This is a genomic window from Roseburia intestinalis L1-82 (assembly GCF_900537995.1).
In the GTDB taxonomy this organism is placed as follows: domain Bacteria; phylum Bacillota; class Clostridia; order Lachnospirales; family Lachnospiraceae; genus Roseburia; species Roseburia intestinalis.
In genome coordinates this window covers 1,261,039-1,277,088 of record NZ_LR027880.1, presented here as the reverse complement: position 1 = coordinate 1,277,088, position 16,050 = coordinate 1,261,039, and the positions used below count along the sequence as shown (strand labels likewise).

Here is a 16,050-nt window from a genome sequence, read left to right as displayed (position 1 = left end):
ACTGTCATTCGTCCAGTCCCCATCCCGTTTTCTCACAATTTTTACTGATATTTTTTTGCTTCCTCAATTCTGCGGTCTAATTCTGCCTGCATCTCATCAATAAATGCCTGCGGATTACAGTTATTGTAGACACCCATGTACTCTTCCCATGCACTGTCAAAGTCAGATGCCATAACGACCTTCGGAAGGTATTCATGTTTTACTTCGCCCATCTTTGTCCATGCCATGCCGCCCTCAGTTGCAGTCGTCATGTTGTTTGAATAGGAATACATCGGATACCACGGTCCCGGTGCCTCGCTGGTTCCAAGCATATCCACATAAGTCTCTGCGCCATATGCTTTAAAGCAGTTCTGTACGTCCTCGCTCAATCCGTCATAGAACTCTTTTGCCTGACCCTCCGGTTTCATTGCATTAATGCCGTCACGGCTGGTACCGGAATACTGTGGGAAATAAGAATATGAACAGCTGTGGGATGCCTTGTAAGCGGTGTCGGAGGACTGCATTCTCATATCCTCGGTACAATAATACTCACCATTTTCATCCACATCATAATCCACACCTTTTTCGCCCCAGAAACGAAGATCATGTACTTCCTGGTCTAACAGATCATTGATGAACTGAAGGGCGCCCTCCACGTCTTCGCAGCTTGTGGTGATTGCAAGACCACTTGACACATTTAATGTTCCGCCGGAGTTGTGCCACTGGTTCTTCATACCTTCGTCGATCGTGATCGGAAGCGGTACATAATTGCAGCCTTCCTTGTCAAGTCCCTGCTGCTTAAATGCATCATTTACGTTGTATGCAAAATCCCACCACTGATCGATCATTCCAAGTACACGACCGGTTGATAATTTTGCAATGTACTCATCATAGGTCTGTGTAAAAGACTCCGGATCTACGATTCCTTTCTGGTACTCTTCATTTAATTTCTGGAAGTAACGTTTTGCTGTCGGTGTTGTATTGTAATCTACGATCTTTAATTCATCCGGGTCTACGATACAACTTCCATCATTTGGATAGCCATCCAAAAACTGTGGTGCATTTTCCAGACAGAAGTATCTCCAGTCATCGCAGAGGATCGTGTACGGGATATTTTCTGTTCCGTCATCCATGGTCGGATTTGCTTCATTGTATTTCTCGATCAGGTCAAAATACTGATCCATCGTATGGATCTCAGGATAGTCTGCCCACTTTAACACTCTCGTCTGGATCCAGAATGCCTCGTCACCGTGGGTGGTTGCTTTTTCTTCCCCGTAAATATTTCCAAACTGATTGATCCAGTAGATATGTCCATCATCCTGACGGAGTTTATCCCACTCCTGATCTGTCAAAAATTCTTTGATGTTTGGATATTTGTCTATGTAATCATCCAGTGCTACCAGCGCACCCGCATCATAGAGCTGTTTCATTCCGTCGCCGCCATCGATCATATCCGGATACTCACCGCCTGCGATCAGTGTTCCGACTGCCTCCTGTGCTGTCTGTCCGGTCAGCCATGTCTCCTTGCATTTTGCACCTGTGATCTCTGCGATCTTCTGCTCGATCTCATTGTCATCATTGATCTCTGAACCAGGTACTGCAAAAAATGCGGTAAACTCTTTCACGCCGGATGAATCATTTGTGTTTTCCCCTGATGAGCCTCCCTCTGTGGATGCTGCGCCATTTGTTCCTGTGGTATTGGTATTTCCCCCGCCACATCCGGTAAGCATTGACGCTGCCATTGCCATAACAAGCAATACTGACACTGCTTTTCTTCGTTTCATTTTTTCTCCTCCTTCTTAATCACATCTGATTTCTGTAAGATCTGTATCAGATTTTGTAATTTTATTTTACCAATTTGTCATTTTTCTACAACCGGACAAAAATCAAAAAAAGTCATGACAAATTTTAGTTTTTCATCTAAAATCTGTCATGACTCTCTATCACAGGTACTATTGTCCTCGTTTATTCATTTACACTGCGTGTCTTCTTGCGGTACGTTGTCGGCGTACATCCTTTGCTCTGGATAAACCGGTTAATAAAGTAATCCAGATCACGGTATCCTACTTCTTCCGCCACAAGATAGATTTTATCATCCGTCCTAAGAAGGATCTCCGCTGCCCGCTCGATCCTGTAATTATTCAGATATTCCTTGAACGATACACCATATTTTTTCCGGAACATCTGCCCTAAATAAGCACTGTTGACAAAATATTTCTTCCCGAGTTCTTTGAGCGTCAGATTCTCTGCATAATTTTTCCGGATCTCCCCCTCCACATCAAGAAGCACACCGCGGGACGCATTCTGCCTTAACTGTACCAGATAATCCGCATACTCCATGACGAATCTGCGGAAATGTGAAAGGCTTCCTCGGATCATATGTACCTGAAACGCATTTTCGCAGATATACTGTAACACCTCATCCTGATTGACGCTGTCATCCTGCTCCATCGCAAGGGAAACCAGACGGTACAGGAGATAATTCATGTTCATCTGTACCAATTCCGGGTTCATTCCCGCCTCATTCATCTCCTCATAGATCGCTGCAACATTATCCTCGATCCTTTTCTTGTCATTCTCTTCCACACTCCGCAGCAGATCCTCGATTTTTTTGTGGCTCACCACAATACCGGACGGATTTTTCTGCTCTTTCGAATAGTACAATAGATTCGGCATCACCTTAAAATTGGAAAAAGTCTTTGCGATCACTGCCGACCGGAAAGATTCTGAGATATCACTGATATCTTCCACCTCACTGCCGACATACATCACGACCGGATGGACTGTGCTTTTCTGAATCTTTTCCAATAGCAGATTGATATATTCCTGCTCCCGCAGTCCCTTTTCCTGCGAAATTTTTTTACAGAAAATAAATCCCACATCATAACATTCTTCCTTGCCTTCCGCGTCTAAGAATGTAAGACAGCTGTATTCACCTCCAAGATACTGCATGCAGGCTTCATATATCTGTCTCTGGAGCTGCCGTTTCTTTTCCGGTCCTATGTCCGTATCCGTCTCGCCATCCTCCGACTCGATCCCGATATAGCGGATCCCTCTTCCAAAATCCACCTGTCCTTTAACATAAGAGAGTGCCGTTTCCTCCTGTCTGCCGAGCAAAAGTGTCTGCATCTGCTGCACAAAATACGCTTTTCCGATTTTCCGGATTCGCTCGCTCTCTTCCTTTTTATCCTGCTGCATCTGTTTTACCTTTGAAAGCAGTGCAAGGAGCTGGCTTTTCTGGATCGGCTTTAATATGTAATCCGTACACTGCCATTTGATTGCCTCTTTCGCATAGGTAAAGTCTCCATAACCGCTCAGTATTACAAAAAATGCCTCTGACAGATGCGTTTCCCTGATATATTTTAAAAATTCCAGACCATTCATAACCGGCATTTTGATATCCGCTAAGATCAGGTCGACCGGATTACTCTTTAAAAATTCTACCGCCTCACTGCCATTCCCCGCAGTTCCCACAATCTCAAATCCTTCTTTTTCCCAGTCAATCAACGCAGAAAGTCCCTGTACGATAAATGGCTCATCGTCCACAAGCAGCACTTTAAGCATTCTATCCCCTCCATTCTTTCTCCCATAAAATTTTCCCTATCTTCTCCTTTTTATGAAATTGCATTCAAAGGTATCACTACAGATACTTCTGTTCCAACACCTCTTTCACTTTCGATATGAAATTTTACATGATCTCCTGTATACATTTTCAGTCTCACGCAGGCATTGATCACACCTACCCGTCCTTTTTCTTTAAGCATCTCGATATTTGCCTCTTCCATGCGTTCCTGCAGATAATTCAGATATTCTTCCGGCATCCCCTCCCCGGTATCCTCCACTTCAAGATGCAGATTATTTTTATCTTTATATACACGGACAAAGATCCATGACTGTGACGCTTTTCCCTCAATACCATGCACACATGAATTTTCCGTAAAAGTCACTAACGATAATTTAGGAATCTGGTACTCCCTGCAGTCATCCTCCATTTCAATGCTGTATCTTAGCCGGTCACCAAAACGGTATTTCTGAAGTTTTAAATACGACTCCACAAAACCGATCTCCGCACCAAGGCTCACAATATCTGTTCCCCACTCCACATACTGCCGTTCTATCAGCGAAAGCTGTTCGATCATTTCCGCTGTCTCATCCTCATGTTTTAAGATGCTCCGCATGCGGATATTTTCCAATACATTGAATAGAAAATGCGGGTTGATCTGGCTGTGAAGTGCCAGAAGTTCCGCCTTTTGTCTGGCAATATCAGCATCCTGTCTGGCAATCTCCGACTCCTGCTGTTTTAACCTGCTCTCATAAACCGTCTCGATCAGATGATTCATCCGGTTTGCCATGGAATTATAATGCTGCATCAGCTGGCTGATCTCATCGGTTCCTGATATTGTTTCCACCACTTTTAATTTTCCGGTATGATCCTGCGAAAAGGTATCTTCCAACAGATGCAGACGTACTGTAAACGAACGGTTTAGAAACTGCATAAATACCCACGGAAGAAAAATATTGATCAACACCAGCAAGATCATCGGTATGGCATTGTTCCACAAAATTTTTGAGATCTGTATTTCCGGATACCGCACATAGATCTTCATCAGCTGTCCATATAATTCTTTCTCCTGCACATAACACTTTTGCATGGTACCCTTATCAAACCTCTCAAAAGATTCTTTTATATTGTTTCGTCCGGTATTTGAAAAGATAATCTTATCACTGCTGCAGATATACACCTCTGATTCATAATTTGCCCTCAAAAGTCCGGTATTGACCGCATTATAATCCAGATCAATCTTTAAAACTTTTTCATGCGGATCTAACATATAACGGTTTAATTTCCGGATAATCGACACCTTTCTTAAATCCGTCGGAGATGTATCGTGCGTTTCATCCATGTAGGCACAAAATACAAAATTGTTCCCGGAATCCTGCAATTTCTGATACCATTCCGTCTGTTTTACACGTCCTAACTTTTTGAACTTTCCACCATTTACGATCGTATCATTGTCGGCATACATCGTGATCTCAACGCTGCTGTTGCCAAGTGAACTGTCAAACAGGGAATCCTGCATCAGCTCCTGATACGCTTCATAAAATGCCAGATGGGAATCATAATCGGCATTCAGAAAATTGTTGATATACTTATTCATATAAATATTTTTTGAGATTGTGAGTGCTTCTTCTACTGCCTTGTCAATGCTGTACTCTGCCGCACTCGCTATATTTTCTGTCACCTGTTTTCTTGCATTGTGTTCCTCCGAAAATATCATTCCGACTACAACACTGTCTGTCAGGGCGACCGGCAGGACCACACAACAGACATACAAAAGAATCAGTTTCTTTTGTATGCTGTAAGTGTCAATTTTTTCTTCGATTTTTTTACAGAGACGCACAATTATTTTCATAACATCAGACTTTCCACTGTTTTTCCTGTGAGTTTCTCACTGCGTGAATCCGGCTGCATGCCTCCGACAAAAATCTCGAAGTGTCCGGACGGCAGGATCTTTTCACCGTTTTCATCATACAGCATAAATGCCTCTGATTCCAGCCGGATATTGATTTCTTTTTCTTCCCCGGCACAGAGTGGAAGTTTTACGATCTTTTTTAACTGGCCATGCGGCATCTTTGAATGTTCTGCCTTCACGTAGACCTGCACTGTCTCAGTCCCATCCATTTTTCCGGTATTTTTTACAGACAGACCGATCGTCACTCCTTCTGACACCACTGGTTCCTGCTCTAAAAATCTCACATTTTGATATGCATACTCTGTGTAGGAAAGCCCATAGCCAAACGGATACAATGCTTCCTGTTCCATATACCGGTAAGTTCTTCCCTGCATGGAATAGTCCTCGAAATCCGGCAGTTCTTCCGTGGTACGGTAAAATGTGACCGGCAGTTTTCCTTCCGGGTTTGCTTCCCCAAATAAAATATCCGCAATGGCAGCTCCGCCTCTTGCCCCCGGATACCAGCCCTGTACGATCGCATCTACATGCTCATCCGCCCAGTTCACCGCAAGTGCACTTCCCGATAGCAGAACTAAAATAACAGGCTTGCCACAGGATACAGCAGCCTCTAAGATCTCCTCCTGCAGTCCCGGCAGGTTCAGATCCGGTTTGTCACCACTGCCGTACTCATTGCCGGCATCTCCCTCTTCTCCCTCAATGCCCGCGTCAAGTCCCAGCACTGCGACAACCACATCACTCTCCTTGCATACGCCAAGTACTTCTGACATGCGGTCATTTTCCTGTGCCAGATTGCTGGTGCGGTCCTTATAAAGATGGCAGCCCTCCGAATAGAGCACCCTCACATCGTCGCCGACATAATCTTCAATCCCCTCTAACACAGTAATGTAACGTGATGCCGTTCCCTCATAATTGCCGACTAACGCGCGTCTGCTGTCCGCATTTGGTCCGATCACGCCAACCGTTTTTATTTTATTTTTATCAAGCGGTAATATATGCTCCTTATTTTTTAGCAGGACAACGGTTCGTCTTGCCACCGCCTCATTTAATTTTTTCATCTCTCTGCTGTCTGCGGCAAGATAAGGGATTTTATCGTATGGGTTTTCTTCTTTTTTATCGAACACACCAAGTTTCATCCTCGCCATAAACAGATTTGTGACAGCCTCGTCTAAGCGTTCTTCTTTGACCAGTCCCTGTCTCACCGCCTGAACTAAAAATCCAAACAGAGTACCACAGTTTAAGTCACAGCCGTTATTCATCGCCATCGCAACCGATTCAATCGCAGTGCCTGTCACATGATGTCCCTCATGGAAATCACGGATTGCCCAGCAGTCTGACGTCACATGCCCCGAAAATCCCCATTCTTTTCTCAGAATATCGATCAGCAGACGTTTGTTTCCACAACACGGCACTCCGTTCGTCCGGTTGTATGCCCCCATCACTGCCTCCACTTTTCCTTCTTTTACGCACGCCTCAAATGCCGGAAGATATGTTTCCCTTAAATCCTGCTCCGTCACCTCTGCATCAAATTCATGGCGCACCGCTTCCGGTCCGCTGTGTACCGCAAAATGTTTTGCACAGGCAGCCGCCTTTAAATAATTTTCATCATGCCCCTGCAGACCCTCAATATAGCGGACTCCAAGACGGCTGGTCAGATATGGGTCTTCCCCAAACGTCTCATGTCCTCTGCCCCATCTTGGATCTCTGAAAATATTGACATTCGGTGCCCAGAAAGTCAGGCCTTTATAGATATCCGTATCCTTTCCCTCCTGCTGCATATTAAACTTTGCCCGTGCCTCCGTCGACACTGCATCACCGACCTGCTCTAACAGATCCTCATCAAACGTTGCCGCCAGACCGATCGCCTGTGGAAATACCGTCGCCGTGCCGGCCCGCGCCACACCGTGCAATGCCTCATTCCACCAGTTATAAGCCTTTATATTTAACCGTTCCACCGCCGGTGCCTGATACAGAGTCTGTGCCACTTTTTCTTCCAGTGTCATTTTCCCGACCAGCTCTGCAGCACGTTTTCTATAATTGTCCAGTTTTTCTGTATTCTGATTTAATTCCATATGTTTGACCCTCCCTGCAATATACACTTCCAGTATTGATTTTATGTTAGCAAATTAAAAGTTCACTGTCTACACCATTTTTTATCATATCCGAGTAAATCATAGATATTTTTTTGGAAACTGTTTCTTATCGTTTACATGTAAATTTTCAGATGGTATAATAAGAATGCGCAAGCGGTTGTTCATTTTATCATTTTATATTAAATTAAGAAAGGATATCACCGCCACAGTGCTCAAATCTGCTTCTAAGGCCAGACAATACGAACCTGTCATCCGGCGGTGGGGGTTTTATATGAAAACAGAAAAACTTTATTTTGGAGCTGCATACTATTCCGAATACCTTCCATACGACCGTGTGGAAAAGGATATGGAAATGATGGAAAAAGCAGGAATGAATGTCATCCGTATCGCGGAATCAACATGGAGTACTTTAGAGCCGCAGGAAGGCGTGTATGATTTTACACATATCGACAGAATGTTAAATGCTGCCGCATGCCACCATATTTCCGTGATCGTCGGAACACCGACCTATGCCGTACCGACATGGCTGGTAAAAAAATATCCGGACATCCTGGCAATCACCCAGAACGGCCGCGAACGATATGGCCACCGCCAGAATATGGATATCACAAACCCGGATTACCTCTCCCACGCAGAGCGTGTGATCCGCGTTCTGATGGAGCATGTGAAAGATGTGCCGCATGTGATCGGCTATCAGCTTGACAATGAAACCAAAAGTTATGGAACTGCCGGTCCCCGTGTCCAGGCAATGTTTGTGGATTATTTAAAAGAAAAATTTCCGGATATCGACGAATTTAATCATGAATTCGGTCTCGATTACTGGAGCAACCGTGTGAATGACTGGGAGGATTTCCCGGATGTCAGAGGTACGATCAATCAGAGTCTTGCCGCAGAATTTTATAAATTCCAGCGTTCGCTTGTCACAAAATTTTTGAGCTGGCAGGCTGACATTGTCCGTGAATATAAACGTGACGACCAGTTTATCACGCAGAATTTTGATTTTGACTGGACCACACACTCGGTCGGTTACCAGTCCCAGGTCGACCAGTACGATGCAGCCCGCTGCATGACAGTGGCAGGTGCTGATATTTATCATCCTTCCAATGAAGAACTGACCGGTGCTGAGATCACCGTATGTGGAAATATCTCACGAAGTCTGAAAAAAGACAATTATCTGATCTTAGAGACCGAGGCTCAGGGACTGACTCCGTGGCTTCCTTATCCGGGACAGCTCCGCCTGCAGGCATACAGCCATATCGCAAACGGCTCAAACAGTGTGATGTACTGGCACTGGCATTCGATCCACAATGCAATTGAAAGTTACTGGAAAGGTGTGCTCTCCCACGATTTTTCTGAAAATGAGACTTACCGTGAAGCTGTCGTGATCGGAAACGAATGGAAAAAGATTGGTTCTCATTTAAAAAACCTGAAAAAGGAAAATAAGATCGCTATTATGCTTGATAATGCTTCTTTAACCGGATTCACACAGTTTCCGCTTGAAAATGCCGGAGCCAACGGCTACAACACTGTGATGCGCTGGTTTTCAGATGCCCTCTACCGGTTAAATATTGAATACGATATGATTTCTTCTAAGGAACGGGATTTTTCCAGCTATGAATGTCTGATCGTACCGGCACTCTACAGTGCACCGGAATCTCTGCTTCTGGCATTAGATTCCTATGTCAGAAACGGCGGACATCTGATCACCACATTCCGAAGCGGTTTTTCCGATGAATATTTAAAGATTTATCCGGACATGCAGCCACATATCCTGCATGAATGTCTGGGACTTCACTACGATCAGTTTACACACCCGCATCATGTGGATATCGTGCCGGTTCAAAGCGATGTCATGGCGGCTGCACAGAAGCATTTTTCACATCCGGACGACTCTGCCTTTTCCCTGACCTCCTCCGCCTGTGAATGGATGGAACTTATCACCTGTGATACCGCTGTACCGGTATTAAAATACAGCCATCCGGCATATGAACGCTATGCAGCTGCTGCAAAAAATCAATATGGAAATGGTTCCACACTTTATTTTGGAACAATGTTTGAAAATGATGAACTGTTAGAATCCGTGCTTTTATCTTTCCTGCACGAAACCGGCTTTTCCGGTGGAGATCTTTCCTCAGACGCACCGCATTATCCACTCATTATAAAAAGAGGCATCAATGATTCCGGTAAAGAATTGTGCTACTATCTGAACTATTCAAAAGATCCGGTTTCTGTCACACACCACGGAAAAAACGGCGTAGAGCTGATTTCAGAAACAGCCATCGTCTGTGGAAATAAAATTGACTTAGGCGGATGGGGTGTTGCTGTGGTTGAAATGTAACGCTTTGTTTTATTGATTTTGCCAAAACGCTGTTTCCATTGATTTATCATGGATTCAGCGTTTTTCATTTTCAATGTACAATTACACCGTCCTTTTCCCATACATCTCAAAATACTCCCCCGCCTGCTGCAGGGATATATTTAGTTTCTCCTGTAACTTTTTCAAAATATCCTCTTTGGAAAAACTCATATCGAGGCAGATTTCTATCATGCCCTTCGCTTCTCCACGTGTTTCTCCTTCTGCTCTGCCACGCGCTTCTCCACGAACTTCTCCCTCTGCTCTGCCACGCGCTTCACTCTCCGCGATCAGATCTTCGATTGCCTTACACATCTCTATCTCCCCCTCTTCTTCTGATACTTCGATCGGTGTATTTGTAATCGTCTTTATCACTCTTGCAGCATTCATTTCAATACTTCTATGGGCATCTGTCCTCAAAAATTCTAACAATTTATCTTTATTTTTCGAGTACTTGATATACCCTATAACCTCCCTCATACTTGTGGAAAATTTATTTAGTTGTTCTTCCGTCAACTTCGCCGGATCGATCAGATGAATCCGGTAATTCTCCACAAAACTTAAAATTTCTATATCACTTACAGACATCATTTCGTGCAAAGATAACGGTCCGTCCCATTCCTCTGCTCCAAAGTGAATCACAAGTGTGATGACTGGTTTGATGCAGTCTTCCTTTAAAAATCCGGACAAATACTCACCATTGCTTTTGCCTGTAAAATCTTTTTTGTTCCGACGGTGTTCGGCAGCTATATCCGCCACCTGTCTGCCATATTGCAGGGCATCATAGATGGCATTTCTGACGGGCATCGCATAATGAACATCCGTCTGGTTCTCGATACCTAATAAAACATACGACATCTTTTCATCCTGTTTGATGACTGCTGATTTTAAAATATCGCGGTATTTCTGCACCGCATCTGTTTTTTTTCCTGCTCTGCCGGCAGTTTTCTTTCTCACAGATCCATTTTTCACAGAACTCCACTCTGTTTCCTGCACTTTCCCTTTCTTATCCTCACCGGCTTTTTCTTCATCACCAAACGGCAATGCAATCTCTGTCGGATCAATCTCTTTCAGCTTTGCCGGATCAATCACCTTTTTCCCATTGTAGATCAGATAATTAAACGCATCTGCAAATACGGCATTTTCCCGCATATACTCTTTTGTTACCATGTCCGCTGTCCCCATTTGTTTCTCCTCCTCTGTGTTGTTTAGGAGAAATCTTTGGGTTTCTAAGAATTCTCCCTGCTTAAATATGTGAGTAATAAAAGCATTGAAAATTCTTATGATTTCGATCTGTTCATAGAATGGCGCATATGCCTGTGTAGATAATTCAGAATGTCATGCTTTATAAGAATTATATTAATTTATATTGTTTTTAAACAATATGTTTCCCATACATCTCAAAATACTCCCCCGCCTGCTGCAGGGATATATTTAATTTTTCCTGTAACTTTTTCAAAATATCCTCTTTGGAAAAACTCATATCGAGGCAGATTTCTATCATGCCCTTCGCTTCTCCCCGTGTTTCTCCTTCTGCTCTGCCACGAACTTCTCCCTCTGCTCTGCCACGTGCTTCGCTCTCCGCGATCAGATCTTCGATTGCCTTACACATCTCTATCTCCTCCTCTTCTTCTGATACTTCAATCGGTGTATTCGTGATCGTCTTTATCACTCTTACCGCATTCATTTCTATGCTTCTATGGGTATCTGTCCTCAAAAATTCTAACAATTTATCTTTATTTTTCGAGTACTTGATATACCCTATAACCTCCCTCATACTTGTGGAAAATTTATTTAGTTGTTCTTCCGTCAACTTCGCCGGATCGATCAGATGAATCCGGTAATTCTCCACAAAACTTAAGAGTTCCATATCTCTTGTCGACATCATTTCGTGCAATGATAACGGACCATCCCATTCCTCTGCTCCAAAATGAATCACAAGTGTGATCACCGGTCTGATATGATCTTCCTTTAAAAATCCGGACAGATACTCACCATTATTTTTTCCCGAAAAATCATTTTTGTTCCGGCGGTGTCCGGCAGCTATGTCCGCCACCTGTCTGCCATATTGCAGGGCATCATAGATGGCATTTCTGACAGGCATCGCATAATGGACATCCGTCTGGTTTTCGATGCCCAAAAGAATATAGGACGTTCTTTCATCCTGTTTGATTACCGCAAATTTTAAAAGATCACGGTATCTCTGCACTGTATCTGTTTTTTTGCCTGCTCTGCCGGCAGTTTTCTTTCTCACTGATTCATTTTTCACAGAACTCCACTCTGTTCCCTGCGCTTTTCTATTCTTATCTTCACCATCTTTTTCTTTACCGGCTTTTTCTTCATCATCAAACGGCAGTGCAATCTCTGTCGGATCGATCTCTTTCAGATTTGCCGGGTCAATCACCTTTTTTCCATTGTAAATCAGGTAATTAAATGCATCCGCAAATACGGTATTTTCCCTCATATACTCTTTTGTTACGATGTCCGCTGTCCCCATTCATTTCTCCTCCTCTGTGTTATCTGGGAGAAATCTCTGCGTTTTTAGAATTCTCCCTGCTTAAATGTATGGATAATAAAAGCATTGAAAATTCTTATGATTTTGATCTGTGAATAGAATGGCGTATATGCCCGTGTAGATAATTCAGAATGTCATGCTTTGAATGGATTTTAGCATATTGCTTATACTATGTCATCAAAAAGACGTTATTTTAATGATATTTGTAATTATTGCACAAAAACGTAGTCGGATAACACATAAAAAATAATCTCTAATTTTTTTGTGGAAAGATGTTTTTCCTTGCGAAGTTCTCGTATCTTGATGCCACATACATTTTTACGATCATCGTTATACCAAAATGCTTTCATGCATGTTCTCCATCCATAAAATATGCTTGTCAAGAAGAATTTATATTATTTATATATAAAACGCGCCTTATAATTATGCTTGTTAAGCAGAAAATATAAAAACTAAGAAAACAAGTAACGAAAAGAGGATGATGTCGAGAAAAACTATGGTAGAAACACCGGAAATATAATATCCGGCGAAAGAACAAAAATTTTAAAAATCGAGAGGATATGAAACTCATATATTTACAGAAGATACCCTAAAAGAGGAGTCAGTCATGTTGACTCCCTTTTTTACAAATATTTCTCTACCAGGATCTCCCCGATTGCCCGGTTTCCCGCCACAATATCGGAATTTCCGGTGATATCCACCGGTTTTCCTTTATAATCCGTGACTTTTCCACCCGCTTCTTCCACAAGGAGCATTCCGGCTGCATAATCCCAGGGTTTTAAACTGCGTTCGAAGTATGCATCGATTCTTCCTGCCGCCACATAGGCAAGTTCTAATGCTGCGGAACCAAGTCTTCGGATATCCGCACAATCCGTAAATACCTTTTCAAAAATTCTAAAATTTTCTTTTGCAAGTTCGCGGTAATATGGACTTGTTCCTATGGAGATCAGACACTCGGAAAAATTCTGCCTTTTGCTGACGGAGATTGGACTGCCATTTAACAATGCTCCCTTTCCCCGTTCTGCCACAAATATTTCATCAGAATACGGATGATATATGATTCCAAGCGTTAGTACACCCTTTCTTGCAAGTGCCAGTGAAAGTGTACTGTTTCGGAAATCATGGATCAGGTTGGTCGTCCCATCCACCGGATCTAAGATCCAGACATCACCGTCAAAGTCAATATCGCTGTTGTCCTTTTCCTCCCCCATAAACTGAATTTCCGGGTACAGTTCATAGAGTGCGGTTTTTACCTGCGCCTGCACTTTAAAATCGATCTGTGTCACAAAATCCGCAACACCCTTTACCTTGATCTGTGATGAGCCCTCACGGTCTAAAAATAACGGTTTGACCTGTTTTACGATCTCTATGATTTTTTGTGTATCAACACTCATGCTACTGCTCCCCTTTTATTTTTACAATTTCCTTTTCATTTCGCACAATATCACTTATTTTTGCAGTTTCCTTTTCATTCCGCGCAATATCTCTTTATCCTCCGCCGATATCCGGTAAGATTCGATCATTTTCTGGAGCGCCTTATTGTATGTTTCGTCATCCAAATGATTCTCCAGTAAAAATGCATGTGTTTCCTTTGGGTACTTTGCATATGCAGTTGCAACGCCCCACGCAACTCCCATTTTCCTGTAATATCCCGGATGGTCGAGTCTGTCCCACACAGACAGCACGCGCGCAATATATTCTTCTGTTAGAAAATGATCCATCAGCATGACTGAAACGACGCGCTGCTCAAATTCCTGATCCGATTTCGCATACGGCATCAGAAAATTCCAGACTTTTTCGCGGTGTTTCTGCGCAATTTTAAAAGTTGCACAAAAGCAGTCATTGACCGACCAGTCATGGATCTTCGGGATAAATGCCCGCACATATTCCAAAAGCTCATCGATCTCTCCTTTTGCATATCCGAGTACGAGTCCCTGCAGCATGATCTCCTCATAAGTATCGCAGGCAGCGTGTTCTAAATACCCGCGCCAGTCCTCTTTTGCAATCTTTTTTGCAAGAGTGCGCAGCTTTGGGATACGCACACCTATGATCGGATCTGTTCCGGGGATCAGACCGGATGTAAACTTCTGAAATTTTGGTTCTGCTTCTGCCTTTAGCCATGCGCAGATCTCTTCGTTTGTCATGTGCGGCTCTCCTTGTTTTTATTGTAAACCAAATGCCTTTTATATTAACATACCACACAGGACAGATGAAAACCACCTCTAATTTTCACAGAGTTCCCCATCCACGATACGAACCACTCTCTTCGCATGTTCGGCAACGCTTAAATCATGCGTGATCATGACGATCGTATTTCCCATATCACTCAGGCGCTGAAATAGTTTCAGCACTTCTTTTCCGCTGTTGCGGTCTAAGGCTCCGGTCGGCTCATCTGCCAAGAGGATCGCCGGCTGTCCGACCAAGGCACGCGCGATTGCAACACGCTGCTGCTGCCCACCGGAAAGCTCATTCGGTTTATGGTCGATACGCTCTGCAAGCCCTAACATTGCAATGGTATCCATGCTGGCATCCCTTGCATCCTTTAAGGTCATTCCACGCATCAGAAGTGGCATGACAATATTCTGAAGTACATTGTAGGTCGGAATCAGATGATATTTCTGGAAAATGAATCCGATCTTCTGGTTGCGGATATTAGTCAGTTCTTTTTCCTTTGCCTTTTCGATCTCCACACCGTCAAGGTTATAGGTTCCCTCGTCTAAGACATCCATGCAGCCGATGATATTCATCAGGGTACTTTTGCCGGAACCGGATGGCCCTAAGATGGCAAGGTATTCTCCCTGTTCGACGGTCAGGGAAATGTCTTTTAATACATGCAGGGAACCAGATCCCATCTTGTAGGATTTGTTGACATTTTGCATGGTGATGATCTCGGATGTGTGTTCTGCTGTGGCAGTTTTTTCGGTGTCTGCCGGTATATGTTCATTTGCAAATAGTTTTAGGATTTGTGCTGCGTCCATGTGTGCTCCTTTCTGTGTGTATGGCTCGCGTGACTGATTGTAAAACTCAGCTTTACTTTTGTGATATTGTGAAACTGGCACTGGTTTCACAATTATTTTCAGTTTTTGATGAGTTTTACAATCAGCCATGCTGCCGTTATGTTACTGTAACATCCAGATTTCTTCGATCACTTCGTTGCCGTCACTGTCTGTTTCTACCAATATTTTTAGCAGATCACCTGAGGCAAGGCGTGAAAAAGTGGTCGTAGTGTCTGATGTTGTATGTACGGTTACGCCAACAGGTATCATAGTTGTGACTGTCTCGCCTGTCATATCGGACATGCCGCCCGGTGCGCCCTGCGGCATCTCGGTGCTGTCCATGTCGGGCGGCATCTGCATCTGACCGGACTGCTCTGTACTGTCCGAACCGGCACCATCTTCCGCCTTTGCCTTCTCCTTCGCCCGTTCTTCCGCCGCCTTCGCCACCGACTCATCCACTTCCATATAAGTAACTTCATTCCCCTCAATCGACGAAACATACGCATAGACATACTTCTGATGATCCCCCAGCGCACTTTCCGTCTCAACTCCACCTATCCGCCACATCACACATGCCGCAATAAGTACAATCACTAATACAATTACAACCACAATCGTTACTTTCTTCTTCATCAACCGCCTT

The 16,050-nt window shown here is 43.6% G+C and carries 12 protein-coding genes; 1 reads left to right on the top strand and 11 read right to left on the bottom strand.

The genetic code is table 11. From position 1 onward, the window contains the following. Positions 1–41 precede the first annotated feature (41 nt). The 4 genes from RIL182_RS05980 to RIL182_RS05965 all read right to left on the bottom strand — a co-directional run bounded on the left by RIL182_RS05980 (position 42) and on the right by RIL182_RS05965 (position 7,522). Positions 42–1,763 carry a type 2 periplasmic-binding domain-containing protein gene (locus tag RIL182_RS05980; protein WP_134523148.1) on the bottom strand — a complete coding sequence of 574 codons (1,722 nt, stop codon included), beginning with the start codon at positions 1,761–1,763 and terminating at the stop codon, positions 42–44. Between the two features lie 181 nt (positions 1,764–1,944). After that, positions 1,945–3,543 (bottom strand): response regulator transcription factor, encoded by a 1,599-nt coding sequence (locus RIL182_RS05975; protein ID WP_006858281.1) that lies wholly within the window; start codon positions 3,541–3,543, stop codon positions 1,945–1,947. A 50-nt stretch (positions 3,544–3,593) separates the two neighbouring features. Next, entirely contained in the window at positions 3,594–5,393 is a 1,800-nt protein-coding gene (locus RIL182_RS05970; RefSeq protein WP_006858282.1) for a sensor histidine kinase, read from the bottom strand. Further along, positions 5,390–7,522 carry a glycoside hydrolase family 3 C-terminal domain-containing protein gene (locus tag RIL182_RS05965; RefSeq protein WP_006858283.1) on the bottom strand — a complete coding sequence of 711 codons (2,133 nt, stop codon included), beginning with the start codon at positions 7,520–7,522 and terminating at the stop codon, positions 5,390–5,392. Before RIL182_RS05965 ends, RIL182_RS05970 begins: the two co-directional genes overlap by 4 nt. 292 nt (positions 7,523–7,814) lie before the next feature. Here RIL182_RS05965 and RIL182_RS05960 point away from each other — a divergent pair, with 292 nt between their 5' ends. Continuing rightward, on the top strand, positions 7,815–9,881 hold the full coding sequence (locus tag RIL182_RS05960; protein ID WP_044999403.1) for a beta-galactosidase: 2,067 nt from the start codon (positions 7,815–7,817) through the stop codon (positions 9,879–9,881). 81 nt (positions 9,882–9,962) lie between these two features. Here RIL182_RS05960 and RIL182_RS05955 read toward each other — a convergent pair whose 3' ends face one another. The 7 genes from RIL182_RS05955 to RIL182_RS05930 all read right to left on the bottom strand — a co-directional run bounded on the left by RIL182_RS05955 (position 9,963) and on the right by RIL182_RS05930 (position 16,040). Beyond that, positions 9,963–11,081 (bottom strand): Rpn family recombination-promoting nuclease/putative transposase, encoded by a 1,119-nt coding sequence (locus RIL182_RS05955; protein WP_006858284.1) that lies wholly within the window; start codon positions 11,079–11,081, stop codon positions 9,963–9,965. A 190-nt stretch (positions 11,082–11,271) separates the two neighbouring features. Then, positions 11,272–12,393, bottom strand: coding sequence for an Rpn family recombination-promoting nuclease/putative transposase (locus RIL182_RS05950; RefSeq protein WP_006858285.1), 1,122 nt, complete (start codon positions 12,391–12,393; stop codon positions 11,272–11,274). 227 nt (positions 12,394–12,620) lie between these two features. Beyond that, positions 12,621–12,761 (bottom strand): hypothetical protein, encoded by a 141-nt coding sequence (locus tag RIL182_RS21165; RefSeq protein ID WP_006858286.1) that lies wholly within the window; start codon positions 12,759–12,761, stop codon positions 12,621–12,623. Positions 12,762–13,034: 273 nt separating this feature from the next. Beyond that, positions 13,035–13,805 carry an inositol monophosphatase family protein gene (locus RIL182_RS05945; RefSeq protein WP_006858287.1) on the bottom strand — a complete coding sequence of 257 codons (771 nt, stop codon included), beginning with the start codon at positions 13,803–13,805 and terminating at the stop codon, positions 13,035–13,037. A gap of 54 nt (positions 13,806–13,859) precedes the next feature. Then, positions 13,860–14,555: a DNA alkylation repair protein gene (locus tag RIL182_RS05940; RefSeq protein WP_006858288.1), complete on the bottom strand. Its 696-nt coding sequence runs from the start codon at positions 14,553–14,555 to the stop codon at positions 13,860–13,862. A gap of 78 nt (positions 14,556–14,633) precedes the next feature. Next, complete coding sequence (locus RIL182_RS05935; protein WP_044999404.1) at positions 14,634–15,389, bottom strand: ABC transporter ATP-binding protein; 756 nt, start codon at positions 15,387–15,389, stop codon at positions 14,634–14,636. A 141-nt stretch (positions 15,390–15,530) separates the two neighbouring features. Further along, entirely contained in the window at positions 15,531–16,040 is a 510-nt protein-coding gene (locus tag RIL182_RS05930) for a hypothetical protein (protein WP_006858289.1), read from the bottom strand. Between the last annotated feature and the right edge of the window lie 10 nt (positions 16,041–16,050).

Bases quoted from the DNA above. Each gene is read 5' to 3' on its own strand.
- RIL182_RS05980 (WP_134523148.1), bottom strand. From the start codon at position 1,763: ATGAAACGAAGAAAAGCAGTGTCAGTATTGCTTGTTATGGCAATGGCA.
- RIL182_RS05965 (WP_006858283.1), bottom strand. From the start codon at position 7,522: ATGGAATTAAATCAGAATACAGAAAAACTGGACAATTATAGAAAACGT.
- RIL182_RS05970 (WP_006858282.1), bottom strand. From the start codon at position 5,393: ATGAAAATAATTGTGCGTCTCTGTAAAAAAATCGAAGAAAAAATTGAC.
- RIL182_RS05940 (WP_006858288.1), bottom strand. From the start codon at position 14,555: ATGACAAACGAAGAGATCTGCGCATGGCTAAAGGCAGAAGCAGAACCA.
- RIL182_RS21165 (WP_006858286.1), bottom strand. From the start codon at position 12,761: ATGAAAGCATTTTGGTATAACGATGATCGTAAAAATGTATGTGGCATC.
- RIL182_RS05950 (WP_006858285.1), bottom strand. From the start codon at position 12,393: ATGGGGACAGCGGACATCGTAACAAAAGAGTATATGAGGGAAAATACC.
- RIL182_RS05945 (WP_006858287.1), bottom strand. From the start codon at position 13,805: ATGAGTGTTGATACACAAAAAATCATAGAGATCGTAAAACAGGTCAAA.
- RIL182_RS05975 (WP_006858281.1), bottom strand. From the start codon at position 3,543: ATGCTTAAAGTGCTGCTTGTGGACGATGAGCCATTTATCGTACAGGGA.
- RIL182_RS05930 (WP_006858289.1), bottom strand. From the start codon at position 16,040: ATGAAGAAGAAAGTAACGATTGTGGTTGTAATTGTATTAGTGATTGTA.
- RIL182_RS05955 (WP_006858284.1), bottom strand. From the start codon at position 11,081: ATGGGGACAGCGGACATGGTAACAAAAGAGTATATGCGGGAAAATGCC.
- RIL182_RS05935 (WP_044999404.1), bottom strand. From the start codon at position 15,389: ATGGACGCAGCACAAATCCTAAAACTATTTGCAAATGAACATATACCG.
- RIL182_RS05960 (WP_044999403.1), top strand. From the start codon at position 7,815: ATGAAAACAGAAAAACTTTATTTTGGAGCTGCATACTATTCCGAATAC.